Annotated in this window: 15 protein-coding genes and 4 pseudogenes; 17 read left to right on the top strand and 2 right to left on the bottom strand. The window is 69.1% G+C overall.

The genetic code is table 11. The annotated features are described in order from the left end of the window. Nucleotides 1–44 precede the first annotated feature (44 nt). The 12 genes and pseudogenes from ACWCV3_RS15640 to ACWCV3_RS15585 all read left to right on the top strand — a co-directional run bounded on the left by ACWCV3_RS15640 (nt 45) and on the right by ACWCV3_RS15585 (nt 10,716). On the top strand, nt 45–1,052 hold the full coding sequence (locus ACWCV3_RS15640) for a hypothetical protein (protein ID WP_451223404.1): 1,008 nt from the start codon (nt 45–47) through the stop codon (nt 1,050–1,052). Further along, nucleotides 1,049–1,636 carry a hypothetical protein gene (locus ACWCV3_RS15635; RefSeq protein ID WP_451223402.1) on the top strand — a complete coding sequence of 196 codons (588 nt, stop codon included), beginning with the start codon at nt 1,049–1,051 and terminating at the stop codon, nt 1,634–1,636. Before ACWCV3_RS15640 ends, ACWCV3_RS15635 begins: the two co-directional genes overlap by 4 nt. 115 nt (nt 1,637–1,751) lie before the next feature. Next, nucleotides 1,752–2,096: pseudogene (locus ACWCV3_RS15630) on the top strand (helix-turn-helix domain-containing protein); the annotation flags it as partial. After that, nucleotides 1,991–2,767, top strand: a complete 777-nt coding sequence (locus ACWCV3_RS15625) for an IS630 family transposase (RefSeq protein WP_451223400.1) — start codon at nt 1,991–1,993, stop codon at nt 2,765–2,767. The pseudogene ACWCV3_RS15630 and the gene ACWCV3_RS15625, both read left to right, overlap by 106 nt. A 138-nt stretch (nt 2,768–2,905) precedes the next feature. Next, complete coding sequence (locus ACWCV3_RS15620; RefSeq protein WP_451223398.1) at nt 2,906–3,823, top strand: hypothetical protein; 918 nt, start codon at nt 2,906–2,908, stop codon at nt 3,821–3,823. A 446-nt stretch (nt 3,824–4,269) separates the two neighbouring features. Then, nucleotides 4,270–5,061, top strand: a pseudogene (locus ACWCV3_RS15615) (IS5 family transposase). 215 nt (nt 5,062–5,276) lie between these two features. Continuing rightward, complete coding sequence (locus ACWCV3_RS15610; protein WP_451223396.1) at nt 5,277–5,777, top strand: hypothetical protein; 501 nt, start codon at nt 5,277–5,279, stop codon at nt 5,775–5,777. Beyond that, a complete protein-coding gene (locus ACWCV3_RS15605; protein WP_451223394.1) occupies nt 5,777–5,917 on the top strand; it encodes a hypothetical protein in 141 nt (46 codons plus the stop codon). Before ACWCV3_RS15610 ends, ACWCV3_RS15605 begins: the two co-directional genes overlap by 1 nt. Then, a complete protein-coding gene (locus ACWCV3_RS15600) occupies nt 5,917–7,392 on the top strand; it encodes a hypothetical protein (RefSeq protein WP_451223392.1) in 1,476 nt (491 codons plus the stop codon). Before ACWCV3_RS15605 ends, ACWCV3_RS15600 begins: the two co-directional genes overlap by 1 nt. Continuing rightward, entirely contained in the window at nt 7,316–8,194 is an 879-nt protein-coding gene (locus ACWCV3_RS15595; protein ID WP_451223390.1) for a hypothetical protein, read from the top strand. Before ACWCV3_RS15600 ends, ACWCV3_RS15595 begins: the two co-directional genes overlap by 77 nt. Continuing rightward, nucleotides 8,191–8,976 carry a TniB family NTP-binding protein gene (locus ACWCV3_RS15590; protein ID WP_451223388.1) on the top strand — a complete coding sequence of 262 codons (786 nt, stop codon included), beginning with the start codon at nt 8,191–8,193 and terminating at the stop codon, nt 8,974–8,976. The genes ACWCV3_RS15595 and ACWCV3_RS15590 overlap by 4 nt, the downstream gene beginning before the upstream one ends. A gap of 483 nt (nt 8,977–9,459) precedes the next feature. After that, entirely contained in the window at nt 9,460–10,716 is a 1,257-nt protein-coding gene (locus ACWCV3_RS15585; protein ID WP_451223386.1) for a M1 family metallopeptidase, read from the top strand. Between the two features lie 148 nt (nt 10,717–10,864). Here the strand turns inward: ACWCV3_RS15585 and ACWCV3_RS15580 are convergent, their stop codons facing one another. Then, nucleotides 10,865–11,863, bottom strand: coding sequence for an aldo/keto reductase (locus tag ACWCV3_RS15580; RefSeq protein ID WP_451223384.1), 999 nt, complete (start codon nt 11,861–11,863; stop codon nt 10,865–10,867). 108 nt (nt 11,864–11,971) lie between these two features. On the opposite strand from ACWCV3_RS15580, the gene ACWCV3_RS15575 reads away from it, so the two are divergent. The 4 genes and pseudogenes from ACWCV3_RS15575 (at nt 11,972) to ACWCV3_RS15560 (ending at nt 15,108) form a co-directional block, all read left to right on the top strand. After that, nucleotides 11,972–12,859 (top strand): LysR family transcriptional regulator, encoded by an 888-nt coding sequence (locus ACWCV3_RS15575; RefSeq protein WP_451223383.1) that lies wholly within the window; start codon nt 11,972–11,974, stop codon nt 12,857–12,859. A 98-nt stretch (nt 12,860–12,957) separates the two neighbouring features. Beyond that, nucleotides 12,958–13,100 (top strand): annotated as a pseudogene (locus ACWCV3_RS15570) (IS5/IS1182 family transposase); the annotation flags it as partial. 87 nt (nt 13,101–13,187) lie between these two features. Further along, nucleotides 13,188–14,027, top strand: a complete 840-nt coding sequence (locus ACWCV3_RS15565; protein WP_451223381.1) for a COG4705 family protein — start codon at nt 13,188–13,190, stop codon at nt 14,025–14,027. A 151-nt stretch (nt 14,028–14,178) separates the two neighbouring features. Then, nucleotides 14,179–15,108: a COG4705 family protein gene (locus ACWCV3_RS15560; protein WP_451223379.1), complete on the top strand. Its 930-nt coding sequence runs from the start codon at nt 14,179–14,181 to the stop codon at nt 15,106–15,108. 171 nt (nt 15,109–15,279) lie between these two features. Here ACWCV3_RS15560 and ACWCV3_RS15555 read toward each other — a convergent pair. Then, nucleotides 15,280–15,795, bottom strand: a pseudogene (locus ACWCV3_RS15555) (hypothetical protein); the annotation flags it as partial. 91 nt (nt 15,796–15,886) lie between these two features. On the opposite strand from ACWCV3_RS15555, the gene ACWCV3_RS15550 reads away from it, so the two are divergent. Beyond that, a complete protein-coding gene (locus tag ACWCV3_RS15550; protein WP_451223377.1) occupies nt 15,887–16,546 on the top strand; it encodes an NADPH-dependent F420 reductase in 660 nt (219 codons plus the stop codon). The last annotated feature ends 19 nt before the right edge of the window (nt 16,547–16,565 follow it).

The following is a 16,565-nucleotide window of genomic DNA, read 5'->3' as shown; positions in this document are numbered from 1 at the left end:
GCCCCGGCTCTTGAGGTTCCTGAGCTGGGCGTTAGCCTCAGCGGATGATTCCTGAGCCGCCACCGAAGGTCATCACGCGTCTCCGCGACGGGCGGATCCACGCCTACGTTGTGGGCTCCGGCGTCTACGGGACGCTGGAGCCCACAGCGGTTTTCCAACCGCGGGATGGCGAGGAGGTCGTAGCGTCGGTGGTCCGGCAGGATTTGGAGCGGGTCGTGTACACGACGCTGAACGAGGTCGTCTGCCTTACGCGCGCCGGCGACCTCATGTGGGCCTCGGACTTCGAACCGCGCTCTGACGTACGCCATGGCCACCGGCCTGGCTGTGTGCTGTCGCGGGACGGTCGGACGGTGTGGGTCTACCGGCCGGACGCGATGGCGGGCCGCGGGGGCGGGGACCAGTGGGTCGTGCACGATGCCGACAACGGTGTGGTTCTCGCCCGCTGCGAGTTGGAGACGGTCGGGCACGGCGCCTCCCACCACGTGCATCCCGTGGACGGCAGCATCTACCTCGACATCGGTGAGGGCCAGGACGGCTCTGTCATTCTCCGGGGCACGGTCGGGGTGGACAGCGAGCCGGAGTTCGTGACGTACCCGTGGCAGGACCGCTGCCTGATCGACCTGGCTCCGTCCGGGCGTCAGTTCATGACCGTGGACCACGGGCAGGCGGACGTCGCCTTCCATGACCACCCCAACGGGGACGTGCTCTTCACCTTCCCTGTCGAAGCCTTCGGGTACGACCCGGAGGAGTCCTTCGTGGAATGGAGCGGCGGCTACCTGAGCGAGGACACGGCCATCGTCACCCTCGGCGGTGAGAGTCAGGACGAGGAGGAGTGGTTCCGTCACCACCTGGTCGACGTACGCACGGGCACCCTCAGCGGCGAGTTCACCGTTGAGGCGAGCAACCCGTACGAGCTGGTGCCCCTGGGCGACGGTTCCTGGCTCACCGGCGGCCCCGGCGGCGCCCCTGTCCGTTGGTCCAGCGCTCAGCAGCCGTCGGCACCGCCGCACCCGGCCGCACCGACCTCTCCATGCGAGGGGCAGCAGCCGTGACGACGGACCCCCGAGTGCCGGTGATTCCTCAGGCGCCTGAGGGCTTGAGCCGGCGAGCTCGTTACTTCGTTGAGGGACACGGGCTGCGTGTTCCACACCGCGACCTCAAGCTCTTCCGGGAGGCATGGCTCAAGCAAGGGATTCCGGATGCCGAGATCGACCGGGCTGTCGCCTTCCAAGAGCGCTGGGGCGGTCTCGCCCTGCCCCCGGCCCCCGAATACGAGGGCGGCCCGCGCGTTCTGGAAGCCGATGCCCCGGAGGGCTCAGCCGCGAACGGATGGCGGTTCCCGGCTGGCGATTGTCGTGTCTCCATGGCCCACGGGTTCATGATCGGGCCAGGAGGTGAGTTCGGGATCGACGCTGACCACTGGACGCCGCTGCACGCCAGCACAGAGGGATGGGTGGAAGCCCTGGCACTGGCCAGCCACGCGGGCTACTGGGCCAAGACCATCACGAAGATCAAAGGCAGCGCCGTCGAGGACCTGAACCTCGACGGATTCGAGCCGGTACCCGAAGTCCAGGGACTCGCTGACACCTGGTGGCGGGGCAGGGACTCGCTTACTGACTTCGGCTCGTCAGGGTGAACTGTCTCGAAGTCCCTGATAGGCCCGGTGTGGCGGCTGTATCTCGTGGTGTGTGAGATATGCGGATGGCGGCGGGCTAACCGCTGCGGGTCGGCGGCGCCGTGAGACGGTGCGGATGCAGGCGGCCGTGCTGTTCGAGCACGACATGAAGCCGCTGGAGGTGGCACGGCGCCTGCGGGTGAGCCGGAAGTCTGCCTATCAGTGGCACCAGTTGTGGCGGGACGCCGGTGCTCAGGCGTTGGCCTCCCGTGGCCCGAGCGGATCGCGGTGCCGTCTGGCCCCGCGTTGTCTGGAGAAGCTGGCCGCGTATCTGGAGCAGGGCCCTGCCGCGCATGGCTGGGTGGAGGACCAGGTGTGGACCGCGGCGAGGGTGGCCACGCTGATCGGCAGGAAGTTTCACGTCTCCTACAGCGTCTCGGGTGCCACGCGACTGATGCACCGCCTCGGCTTCAGCCCGCAGGTGCGCGCGCGGCGGGTCGCCGAGCGCGACGAGCAGGCCGTGACCGCGTGGAGCGAGGCAACTTGGGCCGAGGTAAAAGAGCCCGGGCGGCCTGCGGCGGATACATCTGCTTCGAGGACGAAGCAGGCTTCACCCGAAAGCCGCCCCGAGGACGCACCTGGGGCCGACGAGGCCGCACGCCGGTCGTGACGGTCAGCGGGCGCCGCTCAGGGCGCCTGTCGGTGGCCGGGATGATCGCGATGCGCCCGGGCTCCCGGACCCGGCTGTGCCACCGCCTGCGCACTCACCGAGCGGGCAACGGCTCACGCCGCAGCATGGGCGAGCGCGACTTCATCGCCCTGATCGACGGCGTCCACCAGCTCGTCAAGGCAGCGATCGTCTTGGTCTGGGACCGCCTGAACACCCATGTCTCCCACGCCATGCGTGAGCTGATCGCCGAGCGAGACTGGCTGTCGGTGTTCCTGCTGCCCGCCTACTCGCCCGACCTCAACCCTGTCGAGTGGGTATGGGCGCACGTCAAACGCAGTCTGGCCAACCTCGCCGTCATGGCCCTCGACCGTCTGGAGGCCCTTGTCCGCAATCGGCTCAAACGCCTTCAGTACCGGCCCGACACCCTCGATGGCTTCATAACGGGCACCGGTCTGATCCTCGATGAGCCACCGTCGCCCTGACGAGCTGTAGTCAGTTATTGCAGAGGACGGAGTGAAGGGCGGGACTTCGCTCTCCCGGTGGGAGTGGAGACCGCCCCGACCTGTAACGTGGCGATCTTCGGGCGGCGTAGGCCCCCGGAGTGCCGAAGGCGAATCCCTATGATTTTCGACGAGCTGCCCATCGCGTGGCGGCTGTCCCCCAAGGACGTCCAGGCGGGGTGGCGTGCGCTGTGGTGGACCGCGGGACCGGACGGCGAACTCGCCGTGATGCTGGTCCAGCGCCGCTACCTGAGCCGCGACAAGTATCCCCGCGGGTGGATCGGATGGCGTGCCGAGACGCCGTTCGACGGAGAGCTGGTCATCGCCTCCGGGCAGGAGGAGCGGCGTATCCCGGTCGAAGGCATCGACATGCGGCCCAGCCATCTGGCCCTGCTCCCCGGCTCCCGGTTCCTGCTGGCATCGGGCCGTACCCACCGGGACGCGGAGGGAGCCTGGTGGAAGAACGCCGTCGTGTACTCCCCCGAGGGCCGGCTGGAGGGTGCCTTCTGCCTCGGTGATGACATCCCGGCCCTGGTCACCGACCGCAGCGGGGGCATCTGGACCGCCTACGGCGACGAGGGCATCTACGGCAGCCACCCGGAGTCCGCGGCCGGCCTGGCGGGCTGGAACACCCGGGGCATCGCGACGTGGGCCCCGAAGGGGAGACTTCCTGACTGGCCACTGGAGGGTTGCACGGCCGCCACGGAAGGGGAATCTGTGTGGCTGGTCTGGTATAGCCCCAAAGGCACCTTCCTGACCCGGATCACACCCTCCACCGGCGAAGTCGCCAGCTATCGAAGCCCGGTGAAGGCCCCGGACGGATTCGCCGTGCGTGGCACGCGGGTGGTCCTGACCAGCCGCGACCACTACAAGCGCAGGACCACCGTGACCCGCGCGGAGCTGGTCGGCGACGTATGTGTCGCCATCAGCCAGGAGCGGGTGCGGGTGCCCGGGCGGGTGGTCATGCGTTGCGGTCAGGGCCGCGACGGCACCCTGTTTCTCCGCGCCGGCCGTACCTGGGTGCGCATCGACGCCTGAGCCCCGCGGCTGTCGGACCGCTACAGGGTGCCTGCGAAGGCCCGCCGGGAGACCGACGGGGAGACGTCGGTCTCCGCCGCGAGGTACGTGCGCAGAGGGACGGCCGCCCCGAAGCCCGCGTTGGACCGCGACCTCCTCAGCGGATTCCTTGCGGGAACGGGCCTCTCCGTCGGCCTCCCACCACCATCACCCTGACGGGCCGAAGTCAGTATCGCCATCTACCGCGGCGAAGCCTCAGGCTTCAGCGCCCCCCACTGCCTGAGGGCGCATATCTACGGCGCGCTCGATGCATGGGGCCTGGCCGGCAACTGATCCCCGAACGCCGAGCCCTCGGTCCCGCCGCTGAGCGTTCGGGTTGCCACAGGGGCCAAATTGCAGCGCTAAGACCGTGTCCTACATGGCAGTTGGTCGTTGCGCTGGACATGGGGAGTGGGCGGTGAGGATGGATCGTTCCGGACGGCTTGTGGGAGTTGGCAAGGCCGCTGCTGCCGCCGGCCCGGGTGCGCCCCCAGGGCGGCGGGGTCGCGAACATCGATGATGAGGCGGTGTTTGCCGCGATCATCTACGTCTTGGTCAGCGGTTGTGCATGGCGGGCGTTGCCACCGTGCTTCGGAGCGTCGAAGTCGACCGTGCATCGCCGCTTCGTCATCTGGTCTCGCGCCGGAGTATGGGGGCAGCTGCATCAGAAGGTTCTCCAGCTTCTGGACGAGCGAGACCTGGTCGACCTCTCCCGCGCGGTTCTCGATTCAGCCCACGTGAGGGCTAAAAAGGGGGCGAACTTACAGGTCCGAGCCCCGTGGACCGGGGTAAGCCCGGCTCCAAGATGCATGTCCTGTCCGACGCGAACGGACTGCCTCTACGCGTCGGAGTCTCCGCCGCCAACACCCACGACAGCCTCGCCCTGAAGCCGATGCTGTCCCATTTCCACATGGGACACGAATCCCATGCGGCCGATTCCAAGCCCGTACGCCTTCATGCGGACAAGGCGTACGACGTGCCTCACCTGCGGCGATGGCTATGGGGCAAGCACATCGGCGTCCGCATCGCCCGCAGGGGGAGTCGAGTCCAGCGAGCGACTCGGCCGCCGAAGGTGGGTCATCGAACGCACCATGTCCTGGCTGACCGGGTACCGCCGACTCAACCACCGCTACGAGCGGAAACCAGGCAACTACCTGGCCTTTCTCGGACTGGCCGCAGCCCTCTGCTGCTACAAACGGCTCCGAAAACTGACCATGTAGGACACGGTCTAAGTCACAGTTGTGATCAGTTCCGAAGATCGGGCCCTGTCGCCATGCTGGTGGTGATGCTCTGGGTGAGTGAGCGAGGTAGCCAGGCCAAGGATCCGGTCGGACTCGAGTCGCCTCGATGAGCTTGTCGCGGGGTACCGCGGGGATGCCGCATTTCGGGATCAACTCGATCTCGCGGATGGCTGGATCTGTCGGTGGAGTTCGACGTGGCTCATGTTCCGGTGCTGTCGTCGCGGCCGATGCGGGGGTTCACATGGCGGGCGAAGCAGCGGCATCGTCCCGGCCTGGAGGTGATGGCGTCCACGGCCAGGGGGCACGGCTTCGAGTCGCTGGAGGAGATGCGGCTGCTGGTCGCGCTGGACTTCCTGGGGGCCTCGGAGGTGCTGTCGCAGCCCTTCCGGCTGGACTTCGCGCACAAGAGCGGATCGTCCTGGCACATCCCGGACTACTTGGCCGTGATCGGCGGCGGGATGTGGCTGATGGACGTACGCCCGCTGGGACTGATCATGGACGAGGACGCGCTGAAGTTCGCGGCGGCCAGGGAGATGGCGGCGGCTTGCGGCTGGCAATACTCGGTGATCGCGGGCTGGCGCCCGCACGTCTGGAGCGTCCTTGACCACTTGTCGTCGCGTCGTCGGCCGGTGAGGGATCTGCTGGGCATGCGGGACCAGCTGCTGAAGATCATCGGTGGCCTGAGGGGCGCGTGATGACGTTCTCCGCGCTGGCGGACGCGACCAGCGTGCCGTCCGTCGGACGGGCAAACTTCGTCCGGCTGCTCTGGCAGCGCGAGCTCGGCGTCGATCTGGGCAGTCCCTTGCGTGACAGCTCGCTGATCTGGGGAGTGTGATGGCGGCGAGGGGATTTTTGCAGGTGGTGCCGGGCAGGCGGGTCGCGCTCAACGGTGTCGAGTGGACGGTTGAGGAGGTCCACGGCCAGTATGGTCGGCTCATGCTCGTGGATGGCGGCGGTCACGCTGAGACCCGCTCGTTCCGCTGGCTCATCAACCACGCCGACCTGCGGCTCCTTCCGGCGGTCGAAGGGCCGGGGCGGCCGGCGCCGGTCTCCCGGCAGCCGAGGACACTGGCCGACCTGACCGAGGACCAGCTGGAACGGGCCCGGCTGCGGGCCGCGCATGTGCTGGAAGCCGAGACGGGGTTCCGGGAGGGGCACCCGGTTCGGGCCCTGCCCGGAGAGCCTCGCCCGGCTTACGACCCGGACCGCACGACGCTGACCCAGCGGCGGCACGCGAAGGCGGCGGAGATGAAGGCGATGCCCCGGCCGGAGGCGGTCCGGCTCGGTCTGCAGCACCTCAGTTTCCGGACGCTGGAGCGTCTGTCGGGACTCGCGGGTGACAGTCTCCTGCTGGCCTGCGCGGACGGACGCTGGACCCGGCGACGCAGTGGCCACCGCAGCGTCACCGAGGAGGTCCGTGAGGCGATCTTCGCGGTCAAGGCCGAGTGCGGGGAACGCGCCCGCCTGAGTCTGGCCGCCCGGCACCGGTTTATGCACCAGTACATGCGCGAGCGGTTTCCGGCGTTTCCGGCCGAGAAGATCCCTTTCCGTTGGACGTTCGCGGACGTCTGGGAGGAATGGTTCGGGCCTTGGGGCGCCCGGCCGCGCTACGGGCGGACAGCGCAGGCCGCCGCGGAAGCCGGCGTCTCGGGCCGGATGGTGGTCCACCGCCCGGGCCAGGTCCTGGTGCTGGACTCGACGCCGATGCCGGTGAAGCTGCGCGAGACCGTGTTCGGCGACGCGGTCACCGCGACGCTGACCCTCGCGCTCGATCTCTACACGCATGGGCTGCCGGCCTTCCGGCTCACGCTGCAGTCCGACACCTCGGTCGACATCGCGATGCTGCTGCGGGACGTGATGCTGCCGCTTCCGATGCGGGAGGGCTGGGGCGAGGACATGGAATGGCCCTACGCGGGGGTCCCGGCCGACGTGATCGCCGAGTTCACGGCACAAGGTCGCCGCCCTGCCGTTCTTCGCCCCGGAGACGGTCACCACCGACCACGGCGGCCCCTACAAAAACCACGACCTGGTGGAGGCCGAGCGGGAGATCGGCTGCCGGATCCTGCCCGCCCGGGTGCTGCGGCAGACCGACAAGTTCGCGGTCGAGCGTCAGTTCCTCACGATCCAGACCATGCTCTTCGAGCACCTGCTGGGCTTCGCCGGTGGCGACGTCGCCGACCGCGGGGCCGACCCGGAACGAGATGCGAGCCTGACACTCGCGCAGGCCGAACACGTGATCGCGACCTGGATCGTCCAGGTCTGGCAGAACCGCAAACTGGGCGAATACGCCCCGAGCTGGGCACCGGGTGAGGACCACAGTCCCAACACCCTGTTCGCCGCGGCGATGGAGCAGGGCGGTTTCGACCTGGACTTCCCCGAACCGAGCTTCTACTACAAGGTCCTGCGCAAGCACCACGTGAAGATCCATCCCCGTCGCGGGGTGAAGATCCTCGGGCTTTGGTATCACCACCCCGTCCTCGACGAGCCGCGCTTCGGTCAGCCCTCCTCTCGAGGCGGCAAGCACGCGGGCCAGTGGGTGGTCCGCAGTGACCGCCGGCAGGTGTTCTTCCAGGACCCGGCCGACCATGACACGTGGCACATCCTGCGCTGGCGAGGGCTGCCGCCCGAGGGCGAGATTCCCGCCTTCTCCGACAAGACCGCCGACGCTCTCCTGGGACACGTGAAGGCGAACAAGATCAGGATTCATTCCGAGAGTGAGCTCTTGGAGCATCTGCTGGAGATCCTCGGCTCTGTCACCCCCGTCGACCAGTGGCCCAGCCAGGCTGAGAAGAAGGCCGGGAAGAAGCGGCGCGTTGCCCAGGCCCGTGAGATCGCTCGCGCGCAGACCGCGGCGGCCGACCGCCCCGCCGCGCGGGCCCCCGCGGCCGAGCCGGCTCCGGCTCGGATGCCTGCGGCCTGGGCTGAGCACGCCCGCATGATCGACCGGGCGGTCGACACCGACCGCCGTCGGCGACGGGAAGAAGCACTCGCCGGAACCCGGCCCCTGGCTCCGCCGACGCTGCACGAGGCCCTGAACCGGCGGCACATGTTCCTGCCTCCGCCGCGCGACGACGCGGACGCCGAGACGACTGTCCGGGAGGACGACGCGTGACCCGAGCCCCCTCACACGGTGATCCGCTGGAGGGCCTGCCCTCACGAGCCAGGATCGCCGAGTTGATCCTGGGCGGGCACCCGCCGCGCGACACCTACGTCGGCTGGCAGAGCTACCGATCCCGCCGCGGCCTGCTCCTTCCCGCTCCGGCGATCTCGCCGCAGCAGTGGAGGACGATCCCGGAGAGCCGCTGCGCGGACTACGACCTCTTTCGCCACCTGACGAACGCGAACCTCCCGCTGCAGGACACCCCCATGCACGACGAGGTCGGCAGGCTGATCCGGCGCCGGCTGCGCGGGAACACGATGAAGCAGGACGACCCGACACGCGCCGGCGTCATGGTCAGCGGCTGGGGCAACTACGGCAAGACGGCATCGGTCTGCTCGACCGCGGCCGTCTTCGAGGACCACTGGCTGCAGATGCACAGCTACCTCAAGCCCGGGACCCTGCCGGGCACCCGCGACATCCACGCGCCGGTCGTCTGTGTCTCGACTCCGGTGACGGCGTCACCGAAGAGCCTTTGCGCCTCCATCCTGGGCTTCTTCCGCGCCGAGATGCGCAAATCGGCGACTCTCCCGGAATTGGTACGGCAGGTCGCCGACTCCTTCCACGACCACGGCGTGAAGGCGATGATCCTGGACGATGTCAGCCGGCTGCGGATGCACCGGGCCGACGACCAGGACGTCCTCGACCTGATCCGGGCCTTCATGAGTCTGGACGTCACCCTGATCCTGACCGCCGTCAACATCCCCGGCATCGGGCTGCTGCGCGAGTCCAAGTGAAACAAGAGGACCGGGCAGTGGGTGATCGCCACCATCAGTCACGCATCGTGACCAAGACGGATCCCGGCCCGCCAACTATCGTCCTCAAGATCCGCCAACCCGTTCCCTCCACCTGCCGGCGACCTGCACCGAAGAGAGCGTCACCCGCCAACTACGATCCTCGGTCACAGTCACCCGCAAGGCGTGCAGAGGACTTCTGCCGATCTCGAAGCAACCAATGCACGCTGCCGGTCCTCTGACGTCTCGCGCCCTGCGATGGATGGGAGACACGAGATGAAACTGGTCATGGCGAAGGGCAGCCGCCCTCGGCCGGCGGTCCCGGGCGGTCCGTCCGGCTGGGCTCCGGCCATGGCACTCCTCCTGGCTGTGACGACGTCCTGCACCGGTTCCGCACCGGGAAACGGTGCCAGGGCGGTCGGAACACCCGGCACGGCCGGAGTGGGAGATCGGCTGTTCCCAGGGCTCGGCAACGGTGGCTATGACGTGGCGCACTACGGGCTGTCGCTGGATTACGTGCCCGAGACCAACCACCTGAAGGGCACTGCGATCATCACCGCGCAGGCCACCCAGGACCTGAGCCGCTTCGATCTCGATCTTTCAGGGCTGCGGGTACGCACCATCACGGTGCAGGGAGCCAAGGCCCAAGTCGCCCGCTCGGGTGACGAACTGCTCGTGACGCCGGCGGAGACGGTGAGGAACCGAGAAGTCTTCAAGACAGTCGTCACCTACGACGGCACACCACGCACGCTCCACGACGACGGAGGCACGGAGGGCTGGATAGAGACCGAGGACGGCTCGACGGCCCTGGGTCAGCCGTCCGGCTCCATGACCTGGTTCCCGGGCAACCACCACCCGTCGGACAAGGCCACGTACGACATCACGGTCACCGTGCCCGACGACGAGGACGGCGACCCCTACGACGTGATCAGTAACGGCAGGCTGATCACGGAGGAGGACCACGGGAAGACGCTGACCCGCCACTGGCGCGCCGAGGAGCCCATGGCCAGCTACCTCGCACACGTCTCCATCGGATACTTCGAGACCCACACCGGGCGGACGGACGGCGGCGTGCCCGTCTACGTCGCCGTCGATCCCGACGAGGCCGAGGACTCCTCCGCGGTCCCGGACCTGGTGTCTGAGATCGTCGACTGGGCCGGCGAACGCTTCGGCCCCTATCCCTTCTCCTCCACCGGTGCCATCGTCGACCACCTGCCCCGGCTCGACTACGCACTGGAGACCCAGACCAAGCCCTACTTCGGCGAGGCGCCCGAAGAGGCGCTGCTCGTGCACGAACTGGCACACCAGTGGTTCGGCAACTCCATCACCCCGCGCGAGTGGAAGGACCTGTGGCTCAGCGAGGGTCTGGCCACCTACGCGGAGTGGCTCTGGGAAGAGGAGCGGGGCGGCCGGAGCACCACGGAGATCTTCGAGGACTACTACGACGGCACGGACACCGAGAGCGAGGGCATCTGGGCGTTCCCGCCTGCGGATCCGCCCAGTGCAGGACGCGTCTTCGATCCGCCCGTCTACGGACGCGGTGCCATGGTCGTGCACATGGTGCGCAGTGCCGTCGGCGACGAGACCTTCTTCGACATCCTTCGTACCTGGACTCGGCACCACCGGCACGGCAATGCCGACACCCGGCAGTTCATCGCCCTGTGCGAGAGCAAGTCCGGGAAGGACCTGACCGCGCTCTTCGACACCTGGCTCCTCGACAGGAAGAAGCCCTCCCGGATGTGAGGAGGGCGATCCTCGACCTGGACCTCGCCGGGCACCGCTGCCCGGCCCTGATCACCGGTCGCAACGCTGCGTTGCGCCCATCGACCGGGTGAGGGAGTACAGGTGCGGCAGGCCCCGGTCGTCGCCGGGAAGGTGCTGTGCGGTGTTCTCAGTTTCCGAGCAGGGCGCCGGTGCCCTCGGGAACGAACCGGCTCAGCGCTTCGGCGATCTGGGCCAGGGTGTCGGGGTGCAGCTGTACTCGTGCCGCGGTCAGGTTCTCGGCGATGTGGGCGGGGGTGCGGCTGCCGGGGATGGGGACGACGTGCTCGTCCTGGTGGAGCAGCCAGGCCAGAGCCAGCTGGGCCGGGGTGAGCCCGAGATCGGTGGCGATGCCGCGCAGGGGGGCGTAGCGGTCATAGTTCGTTTTGAGGTTGGCCGCGTCGAAGCGGGGGAGGTTGCGGCGGAAGTCGTCGTCGGCGACGTTCTGGACGGTGCCGGTGAGAAAGCCTCCGCCAAGCGGGCTCCAGGCGGCGATGCCGACGCCGAGTTCGCGGGCGGCCGCGTGCAGTTCGGGATCGACGGGCTGCCACATCGACCACTGGACCTGAACGGCGGTGACCGGATGGACGGCGTGGGCCCTGCGCAACTGGTCGGCGGTGACGTTGGACAGGCCGAGGTGCCGCACCAGTCCGTCGGAGATCAGGTCGGCGATGGCGCCAACGGTGTCCTCCAGTGGTACCTGCGGGTCGGGGAAGTGCGGGTAGTACAGATCGATGACGTCTGTCTCGAGGTTTCGCAGCGACTGCTCGGCGTAGCCCCGCACGTACTTCGGCTCAGCGTTGACCGCCAGCTCGCCGAAGGCGTACGAGACCGGGAAGCGGTGCGCCTGCGCGCCGGCGGGGATGCGGAAGCCGAACTTGGTGGCGACCACCACCTCCTCACGTCGCCCGCGCAGCGCCTGGCCGATGATCCGCTCGTTGTGTCCGTCGGGGCCGTAGCCGTCGGCGGTGTCGATCAGGGTGGTGCCCTCGTCGAGGGCGGCGCGCAGGGCCGCCACCGCGCGATGGTCGTCGATATCTCCGTACATGCCGGGCGACAGGACCATCGCGCCGAATCCGATCGCGGAGGTCTCCAGGTTCGCGAGGCGGCGGGTGGGCAGGGTGGCCATGGGCGTTCTCCCGTGAGGTGGGTTTCGCCGGCCGGGATTCCGGCCGTACCTCCACCCTCCGGCGCCGCATGCCACCACGTCCAAGACCTTCCGCTATAACCATGGGATATGGACGTCCATCTGCGGGACCTCAGGTATTTCGTGAGCGTTGCCGAGGAGCTGCACTTCACCCGGGCGGCGGAACGGCTCTACGTCTCACAGCCCGCGCTGTCGAAGCAGGTGCGGGCGCTGGAGCGGCAGCTGGGATTCCAGCTCTTCGACCGGCGCCCGAACCAGCTGGCACTCACCGCCGAGGGGGAAGCGCTGCTTCCTCGGGCCCGGGAGCTGCTGGCGTCCTGGCAGGACGCGCTGAGGACGGCACGGACGGCCGGGCCGGCCGTCGCACTGACAGTGGGCATGCAGACCGCCGTCGGCCGGGATGTGCAGCGCGATGTGCTCAGCGGCTTTCGGGACCGCGGCTGGCAGATCACGCTACGGCTGGTGACCTGGGAGGATCCGAGCGCGGGTCTGGCCGACGGTGGCTCCGATCTGGCATTCGTCTGGCTGCCGCTGCCCGGCGCGGACTTCGCGACCCGGACCCTGGCACGGGAACGGATCTGGGTCGCGCTGCCCGTGGGACACCGCCTGGCAGGCCGGCGCGAAGTCGACTTCGCCGAGCTCGCCGACGAGCCGTTCATCGTCCTGCCCCGCAGCGCGGGTCCGCTGCGGGACTTCTGGCTGGCCACCGCAGCCCGCGCTGGCCGGGAACCACGGATCGGCGCGGAGGTCGGCTCACCCGACGAGGTCTTCGAGGCCGTGGTCTCCGGGCAGGGCGTGGTGCTGATCGCGGAGGGCAATGTCGGCCTGTACCAGCGCCCGGACCTCGTCTACCGGCCGGTACGAGGACTGCCCGAGGCCGAACTGGCCATCGCCTGGCGCGCCGACGACCACCGGCCCGAGGTGACGGAACTGGTTACCGCCCTGACGAGAGACCGCCGCCTGCGGTCGAGCAGCTGAGGCAGTCGCCCCCGCCTGATCGCCCTGACGACCAGTCCGCCCACAGGTGATCCCGCGCAGGCCGCTTCATGATCGGCTCCACGACTGACGGTTTGACACGCCTTCGGCGAGGCCAGGCCGGGATCGTCCAGCCGGCTTCGACGCGTAGGCATGTAGGCAGCACAACAGGGTTGAGCGGTGCACCAACCGTCTCGAGCAGTGGCGTGGCCTGGCCATGCGCACCGAGAAGCCTGCCACGGCCCCTTCGTGATCAGGCCGGGCCCGGCGGGCCGGGAAGGCCGTGCGGCAGTCAGGATACGTTCAGGCAACCGCTGGCAACGTCCTGCCCATGACCTGTGAACTCTCCGAGACGCCCGAGGCCGCACCGGGCCCGGGTGCTTCCGCTCGCCCGCCCCACCGTCTGCGCTGGAACAAGGTCCCCGAGGTCACCGCCTACTTCTGGATCATCAAGGTGCTGTGCACGACGGTCGGCGAGACCGCTGCCGATCTGCTTAGCGAGAAAGCCGGTCTGGGCCTGACCGGCGTGTCCGTGCTCATGAGCGCGCTGCTCGCGGTGGTCCTCGTCGTCCAGTTCCGCACCAAGGCGTACCGCGCGGGCGTGTACTGGCTCGCCGTCGCCCTCATCAGCGTCGTCGGCACACTGATCAGCGACAACCTGACCGACAACATAGGTGTGCCGCTGGAGACGACCACCGCCGTGTTCGCCGGCCTCCTCGCCGTCGCGTTCGTCGTCTGGTACCGCCGCGAGCGCACGCTCTCCATCCACAGCATCGACACCACCAGCCGCGAGGCGTACTACTGGCTCGCCGTACTGTTCACCTTCGCCCTCGGAACAGCGGGCGGCGATCTGGTCTCCGAGCGCATGGACCTGGGCTACTGGCTCGCGGCGGTCCTGTTCGCACTCGCCATCGCCGCCGTGGCGGTCGCGCACTTCGCGCTGGGCCTGGACGCGGTGTGGGGCTTCTGGATCGCCTACATCCTCACCCGCCCGCTCGGCGCCTCGATCGGCGACTACCTGTCCCAGCCGACCGGCGACGGCGGACTCGGGTTCGGCACCGTCGTCACCAGCGGGCTCTTCCTGGCCGTCATCCTCGGCCTGGTGATGTACCTCGCTGTGACCCGTAAGGACGTCGCGGACCCCGCGCGCGCGACGGGGCAGGCGGCCTGAGCGGCCGGGAGCGCTTTCGGGAACCGTTCAGGCGATCGCCGACAAAGACGGACACCACGGCCGGTCCGCGGTCGGCCCGTGTGTCACAGGCGCCCGTCCCCCTTGCGGAGACGGGCGCCCTCGCAGCCCCCCACGAAGAGGAGTGCCCGACATGGAGAATCCCGAAGTCCTCACCGACTTGGACGTGGCCGCGCGGCAGCAACGAGCCGCCACCACGGCCAAGTCGGTGATGAAGAAACTGCCCGAGGTCACCCTCGCCTTCTGGATCATGAAGATCGCGGCGACGACCCTGGGCGAGACGGCCGGCGACCTGTTCGCCCAGACCTTGAAGCTCGGCTACTTCCTCACCACGATCGCACTGTTCCTGCTCTTCGTGGTGACCCTGGTCCTGCAACTGCGCTCCCGCCGCTACAACCCGTTCTTCTACTGGACGGTCATCCTGTCGACCAGCATGGCCGGCACCACGATGTCCGACTTCATGAACCGCGACGCCAGCGCCAAGTACCTTTCGGGCGGCGACGCTTCGCTGGGCTGGGGACCGCAGGGCCTCGGTCTTGGCTACCCGACGGGCGCAGCGATCCTGATCTCGGTCCTGGTCGTCATCTTCGCCGCCTGGAAGCTCACCGGCATGACGTTCGTCATCCGTGACATCGTCACCTTCCGCGGGGAGGCCCTGTTCTGGTCGGCGATCCTCGTTTCGAACACCCTCGGCACATCGATGGGCGACTTCCTGTCCGACAGCTCGGGCCTCGGCTACGCCGGCGGGGCAGCGCTGGTGACCGGAGTCCTGGTGGTGCTGGTGGCCCTGACGAGGGTGCCCGCCGTGCCGAACGTGCTCCTGTTCTGGATCGCCTTCGTGCTGACCCGCCCGCTCGGCGCGACAGCCGGCGACTTCCTGACCAAGCCGGTCGCCAAGGGCGGTCTCGACCTCGGTACGGCGGGTTCGTCGGCCGTGCTGCTGGCCGTACTGCTCTGTCTGACGGGTTACGCCCACATTCAGGAGCGCCGCCACCCCGTCCCGTCCGAGGCCCTGCCTTTGGAGACGGGCGAGCACGACCGGGCCACCGAGCGGGCCGACTGAAGGCGAACGGCGCCACGCACGACCGGCAGGCGCGGGGGAGCGTCCCGGGACCGCCTCCCCACCTGACGGCCACAACGTGTCGAGAGTGGCTTTGTTCACGAGATCGGGCAGCAGTTGTCGACCACTTCGGGAGGCACACGAGTCTGGCGCTGTTCGATCGCCAGACGGCTGGAAGAGGTCGGCCGAGGTGCCCTGCGTGAGGCTCTCGAGGATCGTGCGCAGACACGGGCTGCGCACGGCTGGTAGCCGGACCAAGGTGTGCTGGAACGTTCCCCGGTCGGCACGGAACAGGTGGTCGGGGAGCAGCGGGAGCGGGTCGTCGCGGAGGACATCTCGGGCTGTGCGGCCCGACGCGGGAACCGGCAAGTTCGGTTCGGGAGCGACCAGCCACAGCCACACCCCTAGCGGCAGGGGCACCAGGTATGCCGGTGCGGCCAGGTGAGCAGGGGTCCAGGTCCGGCCCGTCTGGGGGTGGACGGGGACGAGGAGGATGTCGACGCCCGCGTCCGGGGAGGGCTGTCCCGGTCCGGCCAGGACGGCGCGCCGCTTCGGAGGGCCCGCAGGCAGCAGGGCGTCGAGAGCGCGTTGGAACACGTCCGCGGTCAGACCGCCCGGGACCGTCGCGGGCTGTCCTTGGGAGGCAACCAGCAGGTGGGCGAGCGCCTGGCCGGCTGCCGCCTCCACCTGCTCGGCGCAGCGGCCGGAATAGGGCCCGGCCCCGTGAGGTTGGCCCCGGTGACAGGCGCATGTACGTGCATGGACATCCGGAGGGTCAGCCATGAAGATCGGTATCATCGGCGCGGGGAACATCGGCGGCAACCTCACCCGGCGGCTCACCGCCCTCGGGCACGACGTCGCCGTCGCCAACTCCCGCGGACCGGAGACGCTCCGCGAACTTGCCGAGGAGACCGGCGCGACCCCGGTCCGGGTAGAGGAAGCGGCCCAGGGCGCCCAGGTCGTGGTCGTCACCGTCCCGCTGAAGGCGGTCCCGCTGCTGCCCGACGGCCTGCTGGACGGCGCGGCCGAGGGCGCCGCGGTGATCGACACCGGCAACTACTACCCGCAGCGGGACGGCCGGATCGCGGCCATCGAGGACGAGGGCCTCACCGAGAGCCGCTGGACCGAGCGGCACCTCGGCCACTCGGTGATCAAGGCGTTCAACGGCACCTACGCCCAGGACATCCTGGACCGCCCGCGCCCGGCGGGCGACCCGGACCGCGTCGCTCTTCCGGTCGCCGGCGATGACGAGGCGGCCAAGCGGACCATCCGGGCCCTGATCGAGGAACTGGGCTTCGACACGGTCGACGCCGGTGGCATCACCGACTCCTGGCGCCAGCAGCCGGGCACCCCGGTCTACGGCCTGCGGGCGGGCGTGGAGGCGGTCCGCAAGGCCCTGGCCGAGGCGTCCCCGGAACGCCCGGCGGACTTCCGGGCCTGAGGGACCACCCGCCCAGGAC

It is taken from the genome of Streptomyces sp. NPDC001781 (assembly GCF_053596035.1).
The sequence above is the reverse complement of the archived record's forward strand: the minus strand, read 5'-3'. Positions and strand labels throughout refer to the sequence as shown.